Here is a 22,457-nt window from a genome sequence, read left to right on the forward strand (position 1 = left end):
CCTTATAAATGCTCGGTCTGTGACAAAGCATTCAACAGATATTGCGGCAGGGCAAAGCTGCCGGTATGGATTGCCGCGTTGTAGTAACGGCAGTTCAGGCCAGCGGTCTCGAAACGCGTCTGCAAAGTTGCAGCGTCGAGCTGGCGCAGCGCCGGATTGTCGCTCGCCCAGGCAAACGTCATGATGCCGCCGTAATAGGTCGGAATCGCGGCTTGGTAGAAACTGACATCGGCAAAGTAGTGGCTGAGTTTGCGATGGCTGTTGATGGCTTCGTCCTGTTGCAAGAAACACACGCCATTTTGCGCCACGAAGATGCCATTTTCATTAAGGGCATTCTTGCAGCCAGCATAGAATTCTGAGGTGAACAAACTCTCGCCTGGGCCGATAGGATCGGTACAGTCAGAGATAATGACATCAAATTTTTCATGGGTTTGATTAACGAAGTTGACGCCATCATCAATCACCAGCGTGAAGCGCGGATCGTCATAGGCACCGGCGCTGTGATTGGGCAAATATTGACGGCAAAAAGTGACGACGCCCGCATCAATTTCCACCATGGTGATTTTTTCAATCTGCGGATGGCGTGAGACTTCACGTAACATCGCGCCATCGCCACCGCCAATAATCAGTACGCTTTTGGCTGCACCGTGCGCCAGAATTGGCACGTGCGTCATCATTTCATGATAGATAAACTCATCACGTTCAGTGGTTTGTACCACACCATCCAACGCCATCACGCGGCCCATCTCCGCATTTTCGAAGATGATTAAATCCTGATGCGCTGTCTTTTCCCGATAGAGTTGTTTATCGACGGTAAAATACTGTCCAAATCCAGCATGAAGCGTTTCATACCACGTTTCTTTTTGGGCCATTTTTTGGGGCATGGTAGGCTCTCCTCTAATGACATCGCCATGAAAATGGGCGGCACATCATAGCTAACTCTGACCGTGGTTGCACGGTCAAATGTTCAGCAGGAGAGCGGGTTCTGCGGGTTATTTAACGTAGGCAAGCAGGCTTAAAGAATCACGCGCCAGGGACTTACACTTTTTGTCATTGGCGATCGCAATACCGCTTAAATCACGATAGCTATCTTCGCCAAGCGCCTTCATGTTGTAGTTGCTGTAATTGCTTAAATCCCAGCGATTTTGTTGCGCAAAAAATACCAATGCTTTACGAATCTGCGCATCGGGTAAATCTTGATAGCCGCAGTCGTTTTTCAAATAAACGAACACCGCCGTGAGATCGGCCAGATCTTCGGCTTCGGATTCGCTCAAGGCAAAGCTGGTGGAGGAGAAGCCAAGGAGTCCTGACAACAGCAGGATCTTGATGCTCTTCTTCATAGTCATTCTCTTCAAGGGATAATCTTATTGACGTTAGCACAGTTGTTAACAGGTTTTCGATTAATTTGCCCGCTACCGCAGAGGACCGCATTTTTTCGGGCGATTCTGGTGGGAATGCTTGACCTTCCCATTAGGTCAGGGTTTAGGCTATGCCCTCTCTTGTCACAAGGATGATTACCATGCAACGTCGCCATTTCCTCAAACTCACCGCTGCACTGAGCGCGGCGGGTGCGCTGCCGCTCTGGAGCCGCTCGCTAATGGCGGCTGAACGCCCGCTGCTGCCGATTCCTTCCTTACTGGAACCGGATAGCAGAGGCCAATACAACCTCACCGCCAGGCAAGGCAGCACGCAGTGGAAGGGCAAAGACGTTCCAACCTGGGGTTATAATGGCAATCTGCTCGGGCCGGCGTTGGTGTTACAAAGTGGCAAGGCAGTCACGGTAAATATTCACAACCGGCTCAACGAAGCGACGACGCTGCACTGGCATGGTTTGGAAATCCCCGGCGCGGTTGACGGCGGACCGCACGCCAGCATTGCGCCGGGCACGACGCGGCAAGTGACATTTACGCCCGATCAACCGGCGGCAACCTGTTGGTATCATCCACATTTACATGGCAAAACCGGTCATCAAGTGGCGCAGGGTTTGGCTGGATTGGTGCTGTTAGAAGATAATGAATCCGGCAAATTACGTCTGCCCACGCAGTGGGGCGCAGATGATGTGCCGCTGATTTTTCAGGACAAACTGCTCACAAAGCAGGGCGATCGTATCGATTATCAACTGGATATCATGCGTGCCGCGGTGGGCTGGTTTGGCGACATGATGCTGACCAACGGCGTGCAGTATCCGCAACATGCCGTGCCACGTGGCTGGCTGCGTTTGCGCCTGCTCAACGGGTGTAACGCCCGTTCGCTGCACATAGCTGCCAGCGATAAACGTCCACTGTATGTGATCGGCAGTGACGGCGGTTTGCTGGCTGAACCTGTCAAAATTGCGTCGCTGCCTTTGTTGCCGGGTGAACGTTTTGAGGTGATGATTGACACTTCTGACGGCAACGCCTTTGACATCGTGACATTACCTGTTGAGCAAATGGGTATGACGTTGGCACCGTTCGACCAGCCCTTGCCGCTGGTGCAGATTTTACCGCTGCGCGTGATGGCCAGCGCCACGTTACCCGACACGTTAGCCACGTTGCCTGTTATACCAAAAACCGAAGGGCTCAATACGCGCTGGCTGCAACTGATGATGGATCCGCAGCTTGACCAGCAAGGTATGCAGGCATTAATGCAGCGCTATGGCGAGAAAGCGATGGGCAAGGGCCACCATGAGATGAACATGGGCGGCGGTGATAGCAGCATGGCGCACGGCGAACATTCAATGGATCACGGCGCACCAAGCCAGCAAAAAACCGCAGCGGCCTATGACTTCCACAACGGCAATAAAATCAATGGTCAGGCGTTTAATATGGCTAAGCCGATGTTCAATGTCGAGCTGGGCGCGGTAGAGAAGTGGACGATCTCCGGGGAAGGCGACAGCATGCTGCATCCCTTCCATATTCACGGTACGCAGTTCCGCATTTTATCGGAGAATGGCAAACCGCCAGCCCCGCATCGTCAGGGCTGGAAAGATATCGTGAATGTTGACGGCTGGCGCAGCGAAGTGCTGGTGCGCTTCAACTATGTTGCCGCCGCCGAACAGGCTTATATGGCGCACTGTCATCTGCTGGAGCATGAAGATACCGGCATGATGCTGGGGTTCACCGTGACCTAAATTCAGGCGATATCAAGCGCCAGCTTAATGTCTTCTATCAGGTCATCCGCATTCTCGATGCCAATCGACAAACGCACGGTCGCGTCAGTAATGCCAATCCGCTGACGCACCGCTTCCGGCACGCCCGAATGGGTGGTGCTGCCAGGATGGCTGGCCAGCGATTCGGTACCGCCAAGGCTGACGGCCTGTTTGAACAGCGCTAGCGCATTAAGAAAACGAAACGCAGCTGGCTGGCCGCCAACGATATCAAATGAAAAGGTTGAGCCGGCGCCGTGACATTGCTCACGGTAGGTTTTCCCTTCTGCGCTCTCTGCATCCAGATAGGGCAGCCAATGCAGTTTTTCCACCTTCGCATGGTCGCGTAAAAATGCAGCCACCGCTTCGGCGTTATGCCAGGCTTTTTCCATGCGCAGCGACAGCGTTTCCAGCGAGCGACCAATCATCCAGCTGGAATGGGGATCGAGCTGCGTACCCATCGCGCTGCGTAAGGCACGGATTTTTGTCATCAGCGCTTTACTGCCCATCGCCGCGCCAGCAATTAAATCAGAATGCCCACCCACATATTTGGTCAGTGAATAGAGCGACACGTCCGCGCCCAGCGTCAGCGGTTGCTGAAACAGCGGGCCAAGCAGGGTGTTGTCACAAGCCACGATCGGACGTGATCCTTGCTGCTGATCGATCTCGTCGGCGATGCGCGCAATCAAGGCGATATTTACCAAACTGTTGGTCGGGTTGGCGGGCGTTTCAATCAGGATCATCGCCACCCGACCTTGCGCCATTGCGCGCTGTGCAGCGTCACGCACTTTGCTTTCATCATTGCCATCGCTGAAACCCACCGCCTGAATATCCAGATTATGCAGCGTCTTACTCAACAGCGTTTCGGTGCCGCCATAGAGCGGTTGCGAATGCAAAATGACTTCGCCAGGACGGGAGAAGGCCAGCAGCGTGGTTGAAATTGCCGCCATGCCCGATGCAAACAGGGCACAGCTTTCAGCGTGTTCATAAATCGCTAGCCGATCCTCAACAATTTCGCTGTTGGGATGGTTGAAGCGCGAATAGACCAACCCGCCAGTTTTCCCTTCTGGTGGTTCTTTGCGTCCTGAGACGTAATCAAAAAAATCACGTCCTTCTTCAGCACTGTTAAAAACAAAGGTGGAGGTGAGGAAAACCGGCGGTTTAACCGCGCCTTCTGAGAGGCGTGGATCAAAGCCGTAATTCAGCATTTGCGTTTCAGGATGAAGGGGACGATCGCCTATGTGGGTCTTTTTACTGGATGAAGAGGTCATGAAATCTCCGGCTAACCTGGGTTAACGAGCAGCGTACGATTCATACAGTTAACGCTACTGCATCCTTTTTCGCCACGGTAACGTTTGCCTTTGCCGTACGGCGTCAGCGGCGGTATCGACTATGATAGACTTCGTGGCTTTCTGACGTAACCGGGCTGAACGCAATGAAACACACTGTTGAAGTGATGATCCCTGAGCAGGCAATCGCCGAGCGCATCGCCGAACTGGGCAAAGAGATTACCGAGCATTACCGCGACAGCGGCAGTGACATGGTACTTGTCGGGCTGCTACGCGGCTCCTTTATGTTTATGGCCGATCTGTGCCGTGCCATCGATGTTTCGCATGAAGTCGATTTTATGACGGCATCAAGCTACGGCAGCGGCATGTCTACCACGCGTGATGTGAAGATCCTGAAAGATTTGGATGAAGATATTCGTGGTAAAGATGTGCTGATCGTGGAAGACATCATCGACTCCGGTAATACACTGAGCAAAGTGCGTGAAATCCTGGCATTGCGCCAACCGAAATCACTGGCAATTTGTACTCTGCTGGATAAACCGGAACGTCGTGAAGTTGAAGTAAAAGTAGAGTATGTCGGCTTTACTATTCCCGATGAATTCGTGGTGGGCTTCGGTATCGACTATGCGCAGCGCTACCGTAATCTGCCTTATATCGGTAAAGTCGTTCCGCTCGAAGCATAAGCACCGCACATTCTTCCAAGGCTACGACAGCCTGCTTAGTGTAGGCTTGTCGCCGCGATACCCATCATTCTTCACGCTGCAGATGCGTTGGCTACCTGTGTTTATCCGAATCACTGACTTGAGTCAGCTCATCGGGATAAATACGCTTGCCGTGTGGCTGCAACGAGAATGATTTAGGGTATATCCAGACGGATTACTGCGGGCTTTCGGAATTGACCAATAAATTGGCAATGCCGTGGCGATAACGTTGCTCAAGGATTTCGCGGCTGTTGGCGGTGACATCAAGGTTACGCAAGCAGCCGTCCTGAATACCGTATACCCAGCCGTGCAGCGAAACATTCTGCCCGCGTTTCCAGGCGGATTGCAGGATGGTAGAGTGTCCTAGGTTATAAACTTGCTCAACCACATTGATTTCGCACAGTTTATCGAGGCGCTTATCCGGCGGGAGTTCCCCCAACAACACGCTATGCTTGTACCAGAGATCGCGAATGTGCAGCAGCCAGTTGTTGATCAAACCCAGCTCCGGGTTATCCATCGCCGCCTGTACACCGCCGCAGCCATAATGGCCGCAAACAATGACGTGTTCAACTTCCAGCACTTCGATGGCGTATTGCACCACGGAAAGGCAGTTGAGATCGGTGTGAACCACCAGATTGGCCACGTTGCGATGAACAAAAAGTTCGCCCGGTTCAAGTCCGGTGAGGCGCTCGGCGGGAACGCGGCTGTCTGAACAGCCAATCCACAAAAAGCGAGGTTTTTGTGCCTGGGCAAGCCGCTCAAAAAAGCCGGGATCTTCTTCGACCAGTAATTTGGACCATTCGCGGTTATTACTGATCAGGGTATCGATGTCTGTCATGGCGTGAGCGACCTGTTACTGCGCGTTGTGCGTGGGCGTACTATAGGCGAAGGCTTAATAATTTCAAACGGCATAAAAATGCCACTACAACAGGGTATGGATTCGTAATGACTTATGCACTGGAACTTTCCCGGTTAACTAAAACCTATCCCGGCGGCATGCAGGCGCTGAAAGGGATCGATCTTAACGTTGAGGCGGGCGACTTTTATGCGCTGCTGGGGCCAAACGGCGCTGGTAAATCCACCACTATCGGTATTATTAGCTCGCTGGTGAATAAGACCGAAGGCAGCGTGCGGGTATTTGGTTACGACCTGGAAAAAGATGTGGTAAATGCCAAACGGCAGCTCGGATTGGTGCCGCAGGAGTTCAACTTTAACCCGTTTGAAACCGTCATGCAGATTGTCGTGAATCAGGCGGGTTATTACGGTGTTGAACGTCGAGAAGCCAATACGCGGGCTGAAAAATACCTGAAGCAGCTCGATCTTTGGGAAAAACGCAGCGAGCGTGCGCGTATGCTTTCCGGTGGTATGAAGCGTCGCCTGATGATTGCTCGCGCCTTAATGCATGAACCCAAACTGCTGATTCTTGATGAACCCACCGCTGGCGTAGATATTGAGCTGCGCCGTTCAATGTGGGTGTTTCTGAAAGATCTCAATGCGAAAGGCACCACCATTATCCTGACCACGCACTATCTGGAAGAGGCCGAAATGCTGTGCCGCAATATTGGCATTATCCAGAGCGGTGAACTGGTGGAAAACACCTCCATGAAAGGTTTGCTCTCCAAGCTGAAATCGGAAACCTTCATTCTTGATTTAGCCCCGCGCAGCCCGCTGCCAGCACTGGAAGGTTTTCAGTATCGCTTGGTTGATACCTCAACGCTGGAAGTGGAAGTGATGCGTGAACAGGGATTAAACAGCGTATTCAGCCAGCTTAGTGCGCAGGGCGTTCAGGTATTGAGTATGCGTAACAAAGCCAACCGACTGGAAGAGTTGTTCGTCGGCCTGGTGCAGGGAAAAACAGGAGCAAAAGCATGACACATTTGTACTGGGTGGCGTTAAAGAGCATCTGGAGCAAGGAAATTAACCGCTTTGCCCGCATCTGGATTCAGACGCTGGTGCCGCCGGTAATTACCATGACGCTCTATTTCATTATCTTCGGTAATCTGATCGGTTCACGCATTGGCGATATGCATGGTTTTAGCTACATGCAGTTTATTGTGCCGGGCTTAATCATGATGTCGGTGATCACCAATGCTTACGCTAACGTGGCGTCATCCTTCTTCAGCGCGAAGTTCCAGCGTAACATTGAAGAGCTGTTAGTCGCGCCCGTTCCCACACACATTATCATCGCTGGATATGTTGGTGGTGGTGTCGCGCGCGGCGTGTGCGTCGGTATTTTGGTTACAGCAATCTCTCTGTTTTTTGTGCCGTTCCACGTGCATTCCTGGACGATGGTGGCAGTAACCTTGTTACTGACAGCAATTTTGTTCTCACTGGCGGGCCTGCTGAATGCCGTGTTTGCGCGTACTTTTGATGACATCAGCTTGATTCCAACCTTTGTACTGACACCGTTAACCTACCTGGGAGGCGTGTTCTATTCGCTGACGCTGCTGCCACCGTTCTGGCAAATGGTGTCGAAACTGAACCCGGTGGTTTATATGATCAGCGGGTTCCGCTTTGGTTTTCTGGGTATCAACGATGTGCCGATCATTTTCACGTTGTCGGTGCTGATCGGCTTTATTGTGGTGTTTTATATCCTGGTGTATAGCCTGATTCAGCGTGGCCGCGGTTTACGCAGCTAATCGCAGCATCAGCACTATAAATAACGCAGCTCAGGCTGCGTTATTTTATTGGCGCGAATAGCACAAAGCGTCAGGCTACCTGAACGGGCAACGCTTTCGCCAGGCGCTTCATCTGGTTGTCGCCTTCAAAATAGGCCACTTTAGGCTGCCATGTCCGCGCTTCAGCCTCTTCCACCTGCACATACGAGCAGATAATCAGAATATCGCCTTCACAGGCACAACGCGCCGCTGCACCATTCACGGAAATGATTTTTGAGCCGCGTTCAGCCGCAATGGCGTAGGTTGAAAAGCGCTGACCGTTGGTCACGTTGTAGATATCAATCGCTTCGTATTGCAGGATGCCTGAGGCATCAAGAAAATCCTGGTCGATAGCGCAGGAACCTTCATAATTCAGGTCCGCTTGCGTCACTTTCACCCGATGTAACTTACCTTGTAAAACGGTACGAATCATAGCCAAAACCTTTCTTATGCAGCGGAAAAAATCTCTCCAGCAACAACGAATTACTGGGTGAGATCGACCTGTTTGTTATCGATTAAACGCGCGTTGCCGAGCCACGCCGCCATTAATACCACCGCGCACTGACTGTCGACCGTCAAGGGTTGCAGCGTCTCAGCATCACAAATGGCCAGCCCGTCTGGACGTAAGCCTTTTTCCAGCAATGATTGGTTAGCGGCTTCAATCATCTCATCAACGTGCCGTTCGCCATTGGCCAACTGCGTGGCGATCTCATTCATCACCTGACTTAACGCCGGTGCCAGCTTGCGTTCGTCATCGCTGAGATAGCCATTACGCGAGCTCAGCGCCAGGCCATCTTTGGCACGCACGGTAGGCACGCCAACGATGTCGATATCAAAGCCCATGTCCGCCACCATTTTGCGGATGATCGCCAGCTGCTGGAAATCTTTCTCACCAAAGCAGGCGATATCGGGCTGAACCAGATTAAATAACTTGCTCACGATAGTGGCAACGCCACGGAAATGACCAGGACGGCTGGCGCCTTCCAGCAGTGAAGAAAGTACCGGCACTTCAACAAAGGTCTGGTTTTTAGTGCCGTGCGGATAGACTTCGGCCGGAGAGGGCGCAAACACCACATCTACACCGCGACGGTTCAGCTTTTCGCAATCTTCCTGCAAGGTGCGTGGATAGCGCGCTAAATCGTCGGCACGATCAAATTGCATCGGGTTAACAAAAACCGACACGATAACGATGTCGCCGCGGTTACGCGCTTCATCAACCAGCGTTAAATGCCCGTCGTGAAGATTACCCATGGTCGGCACCAATGCGATGCGTTTGCCTTCCTGACGCCAGCGGCGCACTTCACGGCGCAGCAACGGCAGCGTTTCAATGATCAGCACTGAAATTCTCCTGAATTACTGGAAACTGTGTTCAGCGGCGGGGTAAGCCCCAGACTCCACTTCGGCAATATAGTGGCGAATCGCCGCGCGAATGTCGCCGGTCTCGGCCAGGAAATTTTTAGCAAATTTGGGAATGTGCCCGCCGGTAATGCCAAAGGCATCATGCATCACTAAAATCTGACCATCGGTGGCGTTACCGGCACCAATACCAATCACGGGAATGGTCAACGCTTCGGTGATGCGCTTCGCCAGCGCGACCGGCACGCATTCAAGCACCAGTAACTGTGCACCTGCTGCTTCCAGTGCCAATGCATCAGCCAGCACGCGTTCAGCACCTGCCTCATCACGACCTTGCACTTTGTAGCCACCGAAAATATTCACCGACTGCGGCGTTAACCCGAGATGACCACATACCGGCACCGCACGATCGGCGAGCATACGTACGGTCTCAGCCAGCCACTCGCCACCTTCAATTTTCACCATGTTGGCCCCGGCGCGCATCAGCTGCGCGGCATTCTCGAAGGTTTGCTCAGGCGTGGCGTAACTCATGAAGGGCAGGTCAGAAAGCAGCAGCGACTGCGGCGCACCACGACGTACTGCCGCCGTGTGATAAGCAATATCGCTAACCGTAACCGGTAATGTCGAGTCGTGACCTTGAACCGTCATGCCAAGAGAATCACCGACCAGCAGCACCTGAATACCTTCATCAGCAAACAGGCGAGCAAAACTGAAATCGTAAGCGGTCAGCGTTGCGAATTTTTTACCGCTGGCTTTCCACTGGCGTAAATGGGAAATCGTGGTGGGTTTCATAACCTTCTCAACTCAGGGAGTTCTGATGGGCGAAGTTTACTGGATAGCGTCAAGGAGCGGAATGAAAGAAGTGCTATTGTGCGGTTCAGGCGTGCCAGAGGCGAATATTGCTGGCATCAAGTGTAGGAAGAAAGGTTTTGAGTGCGCGCCCATCGGGCAGGGCAGCATCGGGCGCAATCTCAAGCAGCGGCAGCAGCATAAAGGCGCGATTCAGCATGTCGTAATGCGGCACGATAAGGCGTTCGGTATTGATCTCCGCTTCGCCAAACAGCATGACGTCAATGTCCAGCGTACGCGGCCCCCAACGCTCAGCTTTGCGTACGCGACCATGCTCAAGCTCGATGCGTTGAGTGTGGTCGAGCAGGCTTTCTGGCGACAGCTGGGTTTCCAGCGCGACGGCAGCGTTAAGATAATCTGGCTGATCCGCTGGACCGTAAGGCGGGGTGCGATAAAACGCGGAGGTGGCGATACGTTGCGTTTCGGGCAGCGCATCCAGCGCTGCCAACGCTGCATCAACCTGATGCAGCGGATCGGCGAGATTACTGCCTAACGCAAGGTAAACGCGGGTCATGACGCGCTTTGATTCCGTGGCGCAGCCGAACGAGGACGACGACGACGCGCTTTACCGCGCGGTGAAGGATCATCACCCAGAGTATTCAGCATGGTTTTCTGATGCGGCGGTGCAGCGACCTGGAATTCACCCCACCACTGGCTCAGGCGCAACAGCTCTGGGTTATTCTCAACTTCAGCACGCAGCGCCAGCAAATCGTAGGCTGCACGGAATTTTGGATGCTCCATCAGCTTCCACGCTCGTTTACCGTGACGGCGAGACATACGCAGCTGGAGTTGCCAAATATCGCGAATCAGCGAAGTAATACGTTTAGGAATCGCCAGCGCTTTGCAGGCTTCATCCAGCGTATCGTTCATCGCCATGGCAAAGGCTTCGAAGTAGGTCAGGCCACTTTCCTGCGCAATGCGCTCGGCAGTTTCCAACTGGGGATACCAGAACATGGCAGCAAACAAAAATGCCGGGTTTACGCGCATATCGTTGTGGATGCGGTTATCGGTATTTTTCAGCACCTGCGCCAGCATGCGTTCCATGAAGCTATCACCGTTTTCGGTGAAGTTGCGTGACAGCGTCGGGAACAGCGGCTGGAATAACTGGTATTCGCACAGCTTGAGATAGGTACTGTAACCGTAACCGGCTTGCAGCAGCTTAAGCGACTCTTCAAACAGGCGCGCTGGCGGAATGTCACGTAATAGCGTGGCCAGGCGAGGAATCGGCTCAGCGGTCTCTGGTGCAATGCGCATGTTCAATTTGGCGGCGAAACGCGCCACGCGCAGCATCCGCACCGGATCTTCGCGATAGCGGGTTTCCGGATCGCCAATCAGTCGAATAATGCCTTCCTGCAAATCGTGCAGACCGCCGACGTAATCGCGCACGCTGAAATCAGCCACGCTGTAATAAAGGCTATTGATGGTGAGATCGCGACGCTGCGCATCATCTTCAATATTGCCAAAGATGTTATCGCGCAACAGCATGCCGCTTTGAGCGCGCTGCGACGTGTTGCGATCGTCCACTTCCTCTTCAGCCTGATGATGACCACGGAAAGTCGCGACCTCAATCACTTCCGGGCCAAACATCACATGGGCCAAACGGAAACGGCGACCCACCAGCCGACAGTTGCGGAACAGCTTACGCATCTGCTCTGGCGTGGCATTGGTGGTCACGTCGAAGTCCTTCGGCTTTTGCCCTAACAGCAAATCGCGCACGCCGCCGCCTACCAGATAGGCTTCGTAACCGGCTTTATTCAGGCGATACAGCACTTTGAGGGCATTTTCGCTGATGTCTTTGCGTGAGATGATATGGCTTTCACGAGGAATAATGGTCATAAGACGCTCGGGTTCAACCTCTACTGGTGCCTCCTCGTCATCACGCTTAAGGACTTTTCTGCAAAAATTAGCTACTCGGGTAAAAATGGGACACCTCGACAGTGACGTAAAAAGGGTGTGGGTAAAATCAGCGGCTAATCATAGCCTGTTGAGAACCGTTTGAGAATGCTGTTGTCCTGGCATCCGGTTTCAGAGCCTTGTCTTGCGGGATCAAAGCGATATTCCACTGTGACACCGCACGAGACAGCAGTTTCTCCTGCGTTTCGTCCTGCCAGTTCTCATCAACCTGCTGACCAAGAAAGCGTAGCGCCTCAACCAATAGCGGCCGTGCATCACCTTGAGGCAACGGCGGCGCATGATTTTGCTTCGAAAGCTTATTGCCGTCAGCATTGATCGCCAGCGGCAAATGCAGATATTGCGGCACCGCCCAGCCAAATTGCTGATAAAGCGCGATCTGCCTTACCGTGGGTTCAATCAAGTCAGCACCGCGAACAATTTCGGTCACACCCTGGAAATAATCGTCAACCACCACCGCCAGGTTATAAGCGAACAACCCATCGCGACGATGAATAATAAAGTCTTCCTGCGCCAGACGAGGATCGGCCTGCAACGTGCCGCGTAGGCGATCGGTAAATTCATTCACTGGCGCATGCTGACGCAGACGCAATGCGGCATTTTCCGATCCCCGCTGTAAATCGCGGCAATGACCATCATAAAAGCCGCCCAACTGCTGAATTCGACTGCGTGGGCAGGTACAAAAGTAGCTTTGACGATGCTGTTGTAGCCAGTCGAGGGCTTCGCGATAAGCTTCATGCCGTTGCGATTGCCACAGCACCTCACCATCCCAATGCAAACCGTATTGTTCAAGCTGCTGCAGAATATGCGTGGCGGCGCCCGGGATTTCACGCGGCGGATCAATATCCTCAATGCGTACCAGCCAGCGACCATTTTGCGCGCGCGCGCTAAGGTAACTGCCTAAAGCAGCGATGAGTGAGCCAAAGTGAAGTTCACCGGAAGGGGATGGGGCGAAGCGCCCAGTGCAAGATGACATTGACATGTGCATTAGAGGTTACCGCGCAACGAGAAAACCTGCAGTTCTCTTGATGCGCGGCAACGAAGTGGCTGCGGCATTAGCCAGCCATTTGTTTCTCGCGGATTTCTGCTAATGTCTTACAGTCGATGCAAAGATCGGCGGTAGGACGCGCTTCAAGACGGCGAATGCCAATCTCTACGCCACAGGAATCGCAATAGCCAAAGTCGTCATCTTCAACTTTCTTCAGCGTTTTTTCGATCTTTTTAATCAGCTTACGTTCGCGATCGCGGTTACGCAGCTCCAGGCTGAATTCCTCTTCCTGCGCGGCACGGTCAACCGGGTCCGGGAAGTTGGCAGCTTCATCCTGCATGTGCGATACGGTGCGATCCACTTCGTCCCGCAGTTGATTACGCCAGGCTTCCAGAATCTTACGAAAATGGGTCAGCTGGGCATCATTCATATACTCTTCGCCCGGTTTTACCTGATAAGGCTCAACCCCAGCGATTGCGAGAATACTCAGGGACGATGTTTTACGGTTTTGCCCTTCTTGCATGTTGTTTCTCCTGGATAACACGCACTATACCCTTCAACTTCTTGCAACAGGTGCGTTGCCGCCTGCCTGCTTCTTGACATCTCTCGGGTACATCGATCCCCCAACGGGGAAAAAAACAGGCCGCTATAAATAACAGAAGCAGTCAAGGTTAGCAATTATTCGTGAACGCACCTTGACAAGCCTGTGAGGAGCAGCGTAATTGGCGTCATGCTCAGAACATTCTTAGCACAAATAATTGCTAAAGATATTACAACTTTACTGCAACAGGATTTTTAAGAAACATACCTGCCACCGATAAGTTTGCCTGATACGCCAAAACTTCAACGCCATCCTTCTGCGCCTGGACCAGTTGTTCTGCGTAAGCCGCGTCAATATGACGGGCCGGGGAAACGTCCTCAATCCCCGAGTGCAGAACCGCGAACAACAAGACAGCTCGATGACCTTCAGCGGCAACTGCGCTTAGCTCGCGCAGGTGCTTTTGACCTCGAGTCGTCACCGCATCCGGGAAGTAGCCTTTTCCTTGATGTAAAAGGGTCACGGATTTCACCTCAATATAGCAGTTGCGCTTGTCCTTCGCCTGGAGGAGGAAGTCAATTCGGCTTTTTTCGCTGCCGTACTTCACCTCAGCCTGGCAATGTTCGTAAGCGGATAACTCTGGAATACGTTGCTGATCCAACGCTTCACGCACTAACTGATTGGCGCGCAAGGTATTAACGCAAATCCAGTGGCCTGATTGCGTCTCAGTAATTTCCCAACTGTGGGGATATTTACGCGTCAGGCTCTCCGACGTGGAATACCACACTGTATCGCCCGGTGTAGCGCAGCCGGTCATTGCACCGGTATTGGCGCAGTGAATCGTCAATGTTTCGCCTTCGGGTGTCACCACATCGGCGAGAAAACGTTTGTAACGGGCAACTAAACGGGCGGATTTAAGCGGTGGAGAAAAATGCATAGGATTCCTGATCAAGCCTGCAACGGCCAGCTTGCCAGCGCGCGATAACGCGTGCGGCCTTTAGCAAACTCCGAAGCATAAAGAGAAAAATGCGCCACGCGAAAGCGCCAATGAAAGCCGCGCGGCGGTAGCGCAACCGGCTGGTAAGCGTGGCGTAATAAGGTCACATGCGGATGAAACGGCTGGGGACTTTGTACACAGCCGTGACGCGCAGCTTGGGCTCGCAGCAGGCTGGCGAGCTGTAACAAGCCGCGAGGCGGGCGCTGACAACCGAGCCATACCACGCCGGGACGTGGCCAGTGTCCGGCATCATCAAGATCGACATCAAAACCAGGCTGCACAATGCGTGACGCCAGCGTCTGTAAGCGCTGCGACGTCTCGCTGGAAACCTCGCCCAGAAATGCCAGCGTAATATGCATATTGGCCGCAGCAACCGGGCGTCCAGCCTCTTCAGCAAAGTTTTCTGCCCGCCAACGCACCAGCTGTTGCTGAAGATCGTCGGGCAGGCTGATAGCAAAGAATAAGCGTTGTGTCGGCATGGCGGTCTCCGGCAATCCTCACGGATGGGTGCTACAATGCGCGCCATATTAGCACAGGCGGAATCGGAGTTTGCTGTGAGTGATTTACCCGTCAGCGCGGTGCTGCCTGACATTTTAGCGGCGCTTAACACGGCGTCACAAATCCTGCTGGCCGCGCCTACCGGCGCAGGCAAATCGACCTGGCTGCCGCTGCAATTACTGGAACATGTGGCGCTGCCTGGCCGGATCATTATGCTGGAACCGCGTCGTCTGGCGGCGCGCAACGTGGCGCAGCGGCTGGCGGAACAGCTCAATCAGCAGCCGGGCGAAACCGTGGGTTATCGCATGCGCGGTGAAACCTGCGTTAGCGGTAATACCCGATTAGAGGTCGTGACCGAAGGCATTCTCACCCGGATGTTGCAGCAAGATCCCATGCTGGATGGCGTCTCGTTAGTGATCCTGGATGAGTTTCATGAGCGCAGCCTGCAAGCTGATGTCGCGCTCGCGCTGTTGCTTGACGTGCAGCAAGGTCTGCGCGAAGACCTGAAGATTTTGTTGATGTCGGCAACCCTCGACAATGCCCGTTTGGCGGCGATGCTGCCAGATGCGCCGTTGATCATTTCAGAAGGGCGCAGTTACCCCGTCGAGCGGCGTTACGCATCGCTCAATCAATCGGTTCGCTTCGATGAGGCGGTCGCGCGTGAAGTGGCGCAACTGTTGCGCGAAGAAAGCGGCTCGCTGCTGCTGTTTTTACCCGGTGTCGCAGAGATTGAACGCGTAAAGCACGCGCTGGAATCACGTGTGGCGAAGGATGTTGATCTTGCGCCTTTATATGGTGCATTGCCGTTAGCGGCGCAGCGGCGCGCCATTCTTCCTGCACCTGCAGGGCGACGCAAAGTGGTGCTCGCCACCAATATTGCTGAAACCAGCCTGACGATTGAAGGTATTCGCTTGGTGGTCGACAGCGCACTGGAACGCAGCGCGTTGTTTGATGCGCGCAGCGGTGTCACGCGGCTGCAAACCCAGCGCATTAGCCAGGCTTCAATGACGCAACGCGCCGGACGCGCCGGACGTTTATCGCCCGGCATCTGTTTGCATCTCATTCCTCAAGAGCAAGCTTCACGGGCAGCAGCACAAAGCGAAGCGGAAATTCTGCACAGCGATCTCTCATCGTTGTGGCTGGATTTGCTGCAATGGGGCTGTACGCAACCCGAGCAGCTGCAATGGCTCGATTTACCGCCCGCAAAACATCTGCGCGCTGCACAGCAACAGTTAACGCAGCTCGGCGCGTTAGCCGACAAGGGTCAACTTAACGCGCAAGGTCGCCGTATGGCGCAGCTCGGTAGCGATCCGCGTTTAGCTGCTATCTTGCTCGCCGCTGGCGAGGATGCTGATGCGGTTGCCAGCGCCGCTTTGCTGGTGGCGATTCTGGAAGATCCCCCGCGCAGCGGCAGCGCCGATTTACGGGATGCGCTGCATCGGCCCCAGCCGCACTGGCAACGTCGTGCTCAGCAGTGGCAAAAGCGGCTTAAGGTCAGCTGTGGGCGCGTGGATGAAGATCGCTTTGCCGTCTTGCTGGCTGCGGGATTTGGCGATCGCCTGGCACGACGTCGCGATCAAAGTGGTCGCTATCAGCTGGCTAACGGCCTGGGCGCGAAACTGGATGAGCAGGATGGATTAACGCGTAATGAATGGCTGATTGCGCCTGCGTTGTTACAAGGCAGCGCCGCACCGGATGCACGCATGTTGCTGGCGTTGCCGGTAGATATCGATGCGTTGTGTCGCCAGCATCCCGCGTTGATTGAGCAACGTATGGAAGTGGAATGGGATGATGAAAAAGGCACGTTGCGCGCTTTCAGACGTGAGCAGATCGGGGCGTTAATCCTCAAAACGCAACCGCTGGCGCGCCCTGAACCAGAGGTACTGCATGCCGCGATGCTGCGCTGGATCAGCGAGAAAGGTTTATCGGTGCTCGGCTGGACACCGGAAGCTGAACAGCTGCGTCTGCGTCTACACTGCGCGGTTGAATGGCTGCCGGAAGAGAACTGGCCCGCGATGGACGATGCCGCGTTGCTTGATTCACTGGAGCAATGGCTGTTGCCGCAGATGAGCGCGGTACGCGATCTAAAAAGCCTGCAGTCGGTCAATCTTGTTAGCGCGCTATTACATTTGCTCACATGGTCACAACGTCAGCGGCTGGATACTGTGCTGCCAACTCATTACACTGTGCCGACCGGAAGTCGTCTACCTATTCGCTATCATGCGGATAAGCCTCCGGCGCTGGCGGTGCGGATTCAGGAGATGTTTGGCGAAGCCATCAATCCCGCCGTCGCAGAAGGGCGCGTGCCGCTGGTGCTGGAGCTGTTATCACCCGCACAGCGCCCGCTGCAGATCACCCGTGACCTCGCTGCGTTCTGGCGTGGCGCGTATCTGGACGTCCAAAAGGAGATGAAAGGGCGCTATCCCAAACATCCCTGGCCTGACGATCCAGCAAACGCTTTGCCAACAAGACGCACGAAAAAATATTCCCCGCAAGGTTGAGAACGCTGGATCGAATTCAGAGGGTTCTGCCATGCGGAATGCGATAAAGCAGTTAGAGTAACCGCCTTGCCGATGGCTATGCCTGGAGAACGAAACGAATGTCTGGGAACGATCGCGAACCTATTGGGCGCAAAGGAAAGCAGCTGCCGCCGCGCCGCAGCGCGAACCGGGGTCGCCGCAGAGATATCGATGACGATATCGCGCAGGATGATTTTGACGATGATTACGAGGAGAAGGCACCCGTGCCACGTAAAGGTAAAAGCGGAAAGCCGCGCGGCAAACGCCGTTGGTTGGGATGGTTAATTAAACTCTTCCTGGTATTTGTAGTGGTAATGGCGGCATGGGGCGTCTATCTCGACTCGGAAATCCGAAGCCGCATTGATGGTAAAGTATGGCAGTTGCCTGCCACGGTGTACGGACGTATGGTCAGCCTCGAACCCGGCATGGCGTACAACAAAAGCGAAATGGTGGCGCTGCTGGAAGGTACGCAGTATCGCGAAGTATCGCGCATTACCCGTCCCGGCGAGTTCTCGATCAAAGGCAACACCATCGATATGCTGCGTCGTCCGTTTGACTTCCCGGACAGTAAAGAAGGGCAGATCCACGCGCGCATGACCTTCAGCAAAGATGAGCTGAGTGAGATCAAGAACCTGGATAACGGTCGCGACTTTGGCTTTTTCCGTCTCGATCCGCGTCTGATCACCATGCTGCAATCACCCAATGGTGAGCAGCGCTTGTTTGTGCCACGCGCAGGTTTCCCGGATCTGCTGGTCGATACCTTGATCGCCACTGAAGATCGCCACTTCTATGAACATGATGGTATTAGCCCCTATTCGATTGGTCGCGCTTTCCTGGCGAACATTACCGCCGGTAAAGCGGTGCAGGGCGGCAGTACGCTGACTCAGCAGTTGGTAAAAAATCTGTTCCTGACCAATGAGCGTTCGCTGTGGCGTAAAGCCCGTGAAGCTTACATGGCGGTGATCATGGATGCGCGCTACAGCAAAGATCGCATCCTTGAGCTCTATCTGAACGAGGTTTACCTCGGCCAGGCTGGCAACGATCAGATTCGCGGCTTCCCGCTGGCCAGCTTGTATTACTTTGGTCGTCCGGTCGATGAGCTGAGCCTCGACCAACAGGCGATGCTGGTCGGCATGGTAAAAGGCGCTTCGCTCTATAATCCGTGGCGTAACCCGAAACTGGCGCTGGAACGTCGTAACTTAGTGCTGCGTTTGTTGCAGCAGCAAAAAGTGATCGATCAGGAACTCTACGACATGCTGTCGGCGCGTCCGCTGGGTGTGCAGCCGAAAGGTGGCGTGATTACGCCGCAGCCTGCTTTCATGCAGATGGTGCGTAACGAACTCCAGACCCGGCTGGGCGACAAAATCAAAGATCTCTCTGGCGTGAAAATCTTTACCACGCTCGATCCGGTATCGCAGGATGCAGCAGAAAAAGCGGTACTTGACGGTATCCCAACCCTGAAAAAACAGCGCGGCTTAAAGGATCTGGAAACCGCGATGGTGGTGGTTGATCGCTTCAGTGGCGAAGTGCGTGCCATGGTCGGCGGTGCCGATCCGCAGTTTGCCGGTTATAACCGTGCGCTGCAGGCACGTCGTTCTATCGGTTCGCTGGCAAAACCCGCGACCTATTTAACGGCACTGAGCCAGCCGAACAGCTATCGTCTCAACAGCTGGATTGCTGATGAACCGATTGCGCTGAAACAGCCAAACGGTTCGATCTGGAAACCGATGAATGACGATCGTCGATTCAGCGGCAAAGTGATGCTGGTGGATGCGCTGACCAACTCCATGAACGTGCCGACAGTTAACCTTGGTATGACGCTGGGTCTGGATGCGGTAATGGATACCTGGACCAAGCTGGGCGTGCCGAAAGATCAGCTGCATCCGGTTCCTTCAATGCTGTTGGGTGCCCTTAACCTGACGCCGATTGAAGTCGCGCAAGCTTTCCAGTCGATTGCCAGCGGCGGCAACCGTGCGCCCCTGTCAGCGGTGCGTTCGGTGATTGCAGAAGATGGCACAGTACTCTATCAGAGCTTCCCACAGGCGCAACGTGTTGAGCCTGCGCAAGCGGCTTACCTGACGCTTTACACCATGCAGCAGGTCGCGAGCCACGGAACTGCACGTGCGCTGGGCGCGCGTTTCCCGAATGCGCATCTGGCGGGTAAAACCGGTACCACTAACGACCTGATCGATAGCTGGTTCGCCGGTGTCGACGGTAAAGAAGTGGCGATTACCTGGGTAGGCCGTGATAACAACCAACCCACCAAGCTTTATGGTGCAAGTGGTGCGATGCAGCTTTATCGCCGTTATCTCGACAATCAGGCGCCGATGCCGCTTCAGCTGACGCCGCCAGAAGATGTGTCATTGATGAACGTTGATTCTGCGGGCAACTTTGTTTGCGGCACAGGCAGCAGCACCTGGCGCTCGCTGCCGGTGTGGGCGCTGGATCCTAACGCGCTTTGCCAGCAGCAGCAGCAGCAAGTTGAACAGCAGCAGCAGGTAGAGCAGCAGCAGGAACAACAAGTTCAGCAGCAGCAACAGCAGCAGCAAGAGCAGAAAGACAGCGATGGCGTTGCGGGCTGGATAAAGGATATGTTCGGCAAGTAGTTGAAAGAGTAATGAGTAAAAAGGGCGCTTATGCGCCCTTTTTTTGTGCTTGATCAATAACGGTCAATCGCGCTGCAAACGGCGTCACGCTTGGGTTTTTTGCTTGCAGTGATTGCTGCGTTTCGCATATTATCCGACCGTTATAATAATCATTATCGTTTCGATTCGCCTGCCCAAAACTCATCCATTAGAGATAACTTTATGAATGCGCGAACGACTTTTCCTTGTTACAAAAGCGGTGTTTTTTCTCGTCAGCCTCTGACCATGATGATTGCCCTTGCGCTCAGTGGTTTCAGCGCCGGTGCCTTTGCCGAAGAGACGATTGTTGTTTCAGCAGATGGCGGAGGCGGCGTAGAGCAGGAAAACGCATGGGGACCCGCTCCAACTGTTGCCGCGAAACGCAGTGCCACGGGTACCAAGACCGATACACCCATCGAAAAAAATCCGCAGTCGGTTTCCGTAGTAACGCGTGAAGAGATGGAGATGCGTAACGTTACCAGCGTGAAAGGTGCCTTTAACTACACGCCAGGCGTATTAACCGGTAACCGCGGCAGCTCCGATGTGATCGATGCGCTGTCGATTCGCGGTTTCAGCGAAACCAACACCAATCAATATCTTGATGGCCTGAAGCTACAGGGCGACAACTACTCTGAATTTGCCATCGATCCCTATTTTCTTGAACGTGCGGAACTGCTGCGCGGCCCGGTTTCGGTGCTGTATGGCAAAAGCAATCCAGGCGGCGTGGTTTCACTGGTCAGCAAGCGCCCAACTCAGGAAACACTGCGTGAAGTGCAATTCCAGATGGGCAACGACAATCTGTTTTCGACGGGCTTCGACTTCAGCGGATCGCTGGACGATGATGGCGTTTACAGTTATCGCCTGACTGGCCAGGCTCGCAGTCAGGATGCGCAGCAGGATATGAACAAAGAGAAGCGTTATACCCTCGCGCCGTCATTCAGCTGGCGTCCTGATGAAAATACCCGCTTCGATCTGCTGACCTATTTCCAGAACGAACCTGAAACCGGCTATTACGGCTGGCTGCCGCGTCAGGGCACGGTAGTACCTATCATTCGTGCCGACGGCAGCGAATACAAACTTCCTACCAACTTTGATGAAGGCGAAGACAGCAACAAGATTTCGCGTAACACCAAAATGGTCGGCTATAACCTTGAACACAGCTTTAATGATACGTGGACGGTGCGCCAAAACCTGCGCTACGCGGATTTACGTACCGATTATCGCAGTATTTATGGTAGTAATTTTGATCCTACTACACAGGAAATCATTCGGGGTTCGGCCACTTCAAATGAGAAGCTGAACCAGTTCGCGGTGGATAACCAGGCGCAGGCCAAATTTGCGACTGGTCAGGTTGACCACACATTATTGCTGGGCGTGGATTTCCAGCGTACGCGCAACGATATAGATGCGCAGTTTGGTACGGCATCGCCGTTGAATGCTGTGAGTCCTCAATATGGTGATGACAGCGTGACGCCATTTGCCGATCCTTATCAGCATCTCAATAAACAACGTCAAACCGGTTTGTATGCGCAAGATCAGTTGGAATGGGATCGCTGGGTATTGACGCTCGGTGGTCGCTACGATTACGCCATGAATTCAGTTTACGATCGTGTAGCAGACTCGGTTGATCGCCAGAACGATCAAGCGTTTACCTGGCGCGGTGGCCTGAACTACGTGTTTGATAACGGCATTGCACCCTATTTCAGCTACAGCGAATCTTTCATACCTAACGCGGGTGCGACGTGGGGTGGCGAGGCGTTTGATCCTTCACGCGCTAAACAGTATGAGGCGGGAGTGAAGTATGTGCCGAAAGATCGCCCTGTTGTTATCACTGCTGCGGTGTATCAGCTGACCAAAACCAAAAACCTCACCGCCGATCCCGATAGCGTAAACCATCCTTTTGCCAGCATTCAAAGCGGTGAGATCCGTTCACGCGGCGTTGAGCTGGAAGCCAAAGCGGCGCTGAATGCCAACATCAACCTGACCGCGTCGTACACTTACACCGATGCGGAATACACCGAAGACACCACGCTAAAAGGCAAAACACCGGTTCAGGTGCCGAAGCATATGGCGTCATTGTGGAGCGATTACACCTTCCATGAGACAGCGCTTTCGGGTATCACCGTGGGGGCTGGCGTGCGTTACGTCGGTGAAAGCAAAGGTTTGTACAGTTCCAATGACACGACCAACGTTAACCAGAACTTCGACGTTGCGGGTTACACCACGGTTGATGCTGCGCTGAAGTATGATTTAGGTCGCTTCGGTTTGCCTGGATCGACGGTAGGCGTTAACGTCAATAATCTGTTTGACCGTGATTATGTCGCCAGCTGTTACCGCGAATACGCGTGTTACTGGGGCGCAGAACGTCAAATTGTGGGCACCGCGACCTTCAGATTCTGATTTAAC

Annotated in this window: 20 protein-coding genes; 7 read left to right on the top strand and 13 right to left on the bottom strand. The window is 53.8% G+C overall.

Going from position 1 to position 22,457, the window contains the following annotated elements:
- Positions 1–2 precede the first annotated feature (2 nt).
- Positions 3–872, bottom strand: a complete 870-nt coding sequence (gene speE, locus ACF2G4_RS17970; protein ID WP_215848336.1) for a polyamine aminopropyltransferase — start codon at positions 870–872, stop codon at positions 3–5.
- A gap of 120 nt (positions 873–992) precedes the next feature.
- Positions 993–1,340 carry a YacC family pilotin-like protein gene (locus ACF2G4_RS17975; protein ID WP_215847595.1) on the bottom strand — a complete coding sequence of 116 codons (348 nt, stop codon included), beginning with the start codon at positions 1,338–1,340 and terminating at the stop codon, positions 993–995.
- A 179-nt stretch (positions 1,341–1,519) separates the two neighbouring features.
- On the opposite strand from ACF2G4_RS17975, the gene cueO reads away from it, so the two are divergent.
- The gene (gene cueO, locus ACF2G4_RS17980; protein ID WP_409075248.1) at positions 1,520–3,109 is read left to right on the top strand and encodes a multicopper oxidase CueO; all 1,590 of its coding nucleotides are present in this window, start codon (positions 1,520–1,522) and stop codon (positions 3,107–3,109) included.
- A gap of 2 nt (positions 3,110–3,111) precedes the next feature.
- Here cueO and ACF2G4_RS17985 read toward each other — a convergent pair whose 3' ends face one another.
- Positions 3,112–4,395: a cystathionine gamma-synthase family protein gene (locus tag ACF2G4_RS17985; protein ID WP_409075249.1), complete on the bottom strand. Its 1,284-nt coding sequence runs from the start codon at positions 4,393–4,395 to the stop codon at positions 3,112–3,114.
- Positions 4,396–4,559: 164 nt separating this feature from the next.
- Between ACF2G4_RS17985 and hpt the strand changes: the two genes are divergently transcribed.
- On the top strand, positions 4,560–5,096 hold the full coding sequence (gene hpt, locus ACF2G4_RS17990) for a hypoxanthine phosphoribosyltransferase (protein WP_215847592.1): 537 nt from the start codon (positions 4,560–4,562) through the stop codon (positions 5,094–5,096).
- Between the two features lie 193 nt (positions 5,097–5,289).
- Here hpt and can read toward each other — a convergent pair whose 3' ends face one another.
- Positions 5,290–5,952, bottom strand: a complete 663-nt coding sequence (can, locus tag ACF2G4_RS17995; RefSeq protein WP_215847591.1) for a carbonate dehydratase — start codon at positions 5,950–5,952, stop codon at positions 5,290–5,292.
- A 107-nt stretch (positions 5,953–6,059) separates the two neighbouring features.
- Here can and ACF2G4_RS18000 point away from each other — a divergent pair, with 107 nt between their 5' ends.
- The gene (locus tag ACF2G4_RS18000; RefSeq protein WP_409075250.1) at positions 6,060–6,986 is read left to right on the top strand and encodes an ABC transporter ATP-binding protein; all 927 of its coding nucleotides are present in this window, start codon (positions 6,060–6,062) and stop codon (positions 6,984–6,986) included.
- Positions 6,983–7,753, top strand: coding sequence for an ABC transporter permease (locus ACF2G4_RS18005; RefSeq protein ID WP_215847590.1), 771 nt, complete (start codon positions 6,983–6,985; stop codon positions 7,751–7,753). Before ACF2G4_RS18000 ends, ACF2G4_RS18005 begins: the two co-directional genes overlap by 4 nt.
- A gap of 70 nt (positions 7,754–7,823) precedes the next feature.
- On the opposite strand, the gene panD is transcribed toward ACF2G4_RS18005, so the two are convergent.
- From panD to thpR, 9 genes are all read right to left on the bottom strand, one after another.
- The gene (gene panD, locus ACF2G4_RS18010; RefSeq protein ID WP_215847589.1) at positions 7,824–8,204 is read right to left on the bottom strand and encodes an aspartate 1-decarboxylase; all 381 of its coding nucleotides are present in this window, start codon (positions 8,202–8,204) and stop codon (positions 7,824–7,826) included.
- A 50-nt stretch (positions 8,205–8,254) separates the two neighbouring features.
- The gene (panC, locus tag ACF2G4_RS18015) at positions 8,255–9,109 is read right to left on the bottom strand and encodes a pantoate--beta-alanine ligase (RefSeq protein ID WP_215847588.1); all 855 of its coding nucleotides are present in this window, start codon (positions 9,107–9,109) and stop codon (positions 8,255–8,257) included.
- A gap of 15 nt (positions 9,110–9,124) precedes the next feature.
- Entirely contained in the window at positions 9,125–9,919 is a 795-nt protein-coding gene (gene panB, locus ACF2G4_RS18020; protein ID WP_215847587.1) for a 3-methyl-2-oxobutanoate hydroxymethyltransferase, read from the bottom strand.
- Positions 9,920–10,004: 85 nt separating this feature from the next.
- Positions 10,005–10,490 carry a 2-amino-4-hydroxy-6-hydroxymethyldihydropteridine diphosphokinase gene (gene folK / locus ACF2G4_RS18025; protein ID WP_243078563.1) on the bottom strand — a complete coding sequence of 162 codons (486 nt, stop codon included), beginning with the start codon at positions 10,488–10,490 and terminating at the stop codon, positions 10,005–10,007.
- Entirely contained in the window at positions 10,487–11,899 is a 1,413-nt protein-coding gene (gene pcnB / locus ACF2G4_RS18030) for a polynucleotide adenylyltransferase PcnB (protein ID WP_215848335.1), read from the bottom strand. Before pcnB ends, folK begins: the two co-directional genes overlap by 4 nt.
- A 40-nt stretch (positions 11,900–11,939) precedes the next feature.
- Positions 11,940–12,869 (bottom strand): tRNA glutamyl-Q(34) synthetase GluQRS, encoded by a 930-nt coding sequence (gene gluQRS / locus ACF2G4_RS18035; RefSeq protein WP_409075989.1) that lies wholly within the window; start codon positions 12,867–12,869, stop codon positions 11,940–11,942.
- Positions 12,870–12,942: 73 nt separating this feature from the next.
- Positions 12,943–13,398: an RNA polymerase-binding protein DksA gene (gene dksA, locus ACF2G4_RS18040; protein ID WP_008925615.1), complete on the bottom strand. Its 456-nt coding sequence runs from the start codon at positions 13,396–13,398 to the stop codon at positions 12,943–12,945.
- A gap of 247 nt (positions 13,399–13,645) precedes the next feature.
- Positions 13,646–14,350, bottom strand: coding sequence for a DNA/RNA nuclease SfsA (sfsA, locus tag ACF2G4_RS18045; protein WP_409075251.1), 705 nt, complete (start codon positions 14,348–14,350; stop codon positions 13,646–13,648).
- Positions 14,351–14,361: 11 nt separating this feature from the next.
- Positions 14,362–14,889: an RNA 2',3'-cyclic phosphodiesterase gene (gene thpR, locus ACF2G4_RS18050; RefSeq protein WP_215847585.1), complete on the bottom strand. Its 528-nt coding sequence runs from the start codon at positions 14,887–14,889 to the stop codon at positions 14,362–14,364.
- Positions 14,890–14,925: 36 nt separating this feature from the next.
- Here thpR and hrpB point away from each other — a divergent pair, with 36 nt between their 5' ends.
- The 3 genes from hrpB (at position 14,926) to fhuA (ending at position 22,451) form a co-directional block, all read left to right on the top strand.
- Entirely contained in the window at positions 14,926–17,409 is a 2,484-nt protein-coding gene (hrpB, locus tag ACF2G4_RS18055; RefSeq protein ID WP_409075252.1) for an ATP-dependent helicase HrpB, read from the top strand.
- 98 nt (positions 17,410–17,507) lie between these two features.
- Positions 17,508–20,033 (top strand): bifunctional glycosyl transferase/transpeptidase, encoded by a 2,526-nt coding sequence (gene mrcB, locus ACF2G4_RS18060; RefSeq protein ID WP_409075253.1) that lies wholly within the window; start codon positions 17,508–17,510, stop codon positions 20,031–20,033.
- A gap of 201 nt (positions 20,034–20,234) precedes the next feature.
- Complete coding sequence (gene fhuA / locus ACF2G4_RS18065; protein ID WP_409075254.1) at positions 20,235–22,451, top strand: ferrichrome porin FhuA; 2,217 nt, start codon at positions 20,235–20,237, stop codon at positions 22,449–22,451.
- The last annotated feature ends 6 nt before the right edge of the window (positions 22,452–22,457 follow it).

The organism is Pantoea phytostimulans (assembly GCF_046118715.1).
Lineage (GTDB): Bacteria > Pseudomonadota > Gammaproteobacteria > Enterobacterales > Enterobacteriaceae > Pantoea > Pantoea phytostimulans.

What these genes read in the sequence shown, in the direction of transcription:
- thpR (WP_215847585.1), bottom strand. Translation starts at nt 14,889, where the DNA reads ATGCCGACACAACGCTTATTCTTTGCTATCAGCCTGCCCGACGATCTT.
- mrcB (WP_409075253.1), top strand. Translation starts at nt 17,508, where the DNA reads ATGTCTGGGAACGATCGCGAACCTATTGGGCGCAAAGGAAAGCAGCTG.
- can (WP_215847591.1), bottom strand. Translation starts at nt 5,952, where the DNA reads ATGACAGACATCGATACCCTGATCAGTAATAACCGCGAATGGTCCAAA.
- gluQRS (WP_409075989.1), bottom strand. Translation starts at nt 12,869, where the DNA reads ATGTCAATGTCATCTTGCACTGGGCGCTTCGCCCCATCCCCTTCCGGT.
- panB (WP_215847587.1), bottom strand. Translation starts at nt 9,919, where the DNA reads ATGAAACCCACCACGATTTCCCATTTACGCCAGTGGAAAGCCAGCGGT.
- speE (WP_215848336.1), bottom strand. Translation starts at nt 872, where the DNA reads ATGGCCCAAAAAGAAACGTGGTATGAAACGCTTCATGCTGGATTTGGA.
- fhuA (WP_409075254.1), top strand. Translation starts at nt 20,235, where the DNA reads ATGAATGCGCGAACGACTTTTCCTTGTTACAAAAGCGGTGTTTTTTCT.
- hpt (WP_215847592.1), top strand. Translation starts at nt 4,560, where the DNA reads ATGAAACACACTGTTGAAGTGATGATCCCTGAGCAGGCAATCGCCGAG.
- panD (WP_215847589.1), bottom strand. Translation starts at nt 8,204, where the DNA reads ATGATTCGTACCGTTTTACAAGGTAAGTTACATCGGGTGAAAGTGACG.
- cueO (WP_409075248.1), top strand. Translation starts at nt 1,520, where the DNA reads ATGCAACGTCGCCATTTCCTCAAACTCACCGCTGCACTGAGCGCGGCG.
- ACF2G4_RS17985 (WP_409075249.1), bottom strand. Translation starts at nt 4,395, where the DNA reads ATGACCTCTTCATCCAGTAAAAAGACCCACATAGGCGATCGTCCCCTT.
- hrpB (WP_409075252.1), top strand. Translation starts at nt 14,926, where the DNA reads ATGCGCGCCATATTAGCACAGGCGGAATCGGAGTTTGCTGTGAGTGAT.
- ACF2G4_RS18005 (WP_215847590.1), top strand. Translation starts at nt 6,983, where the DNA reads ATGACACATTTGTACTGGGTGGCGTTAAAGAGCATCTGGAGCAAGGAA.
- folK (WP_243078563.1), bottom strand. Translation starts at nt 10,490, where the DNA reads ATGACCCGCGTTTACCTTGCGTTAGGCAGTAATCTCGCCGATCCGCTG.
- ACF2G4_RS17975 (WP_215847595.1), bottom strand. Translation starts at nt 1,340, where the DNA reads ATGAAGAAGAGCATCAAGATCCTGCTGTTGTCAGGACTCCTTGGCTTC.
- ACF2G4_RS18000 (WP_409075250.1), top strand. Translation starts at nt 6,060, where the DNA reads ATGACTTATGCACTGGAACTTTCCCGGTTAACTAAAACCTATCCCGGC.
- dksA (WP_008925615.1), bottom strand. Translation starts at nt 13,398, where the DNA reads ATGCAAGAAGGGCAAAACCGTAAAACATCGTCCCTGAGTATTCTCGCA.
- sfsA (WP_409075251.1), bottom strand. Translation starts at nt 14,350, where the DNA reads ATGCATTTTTCTCCACCGCTTAAATCCGCCCGTTTAGTTGCCCGTTAC.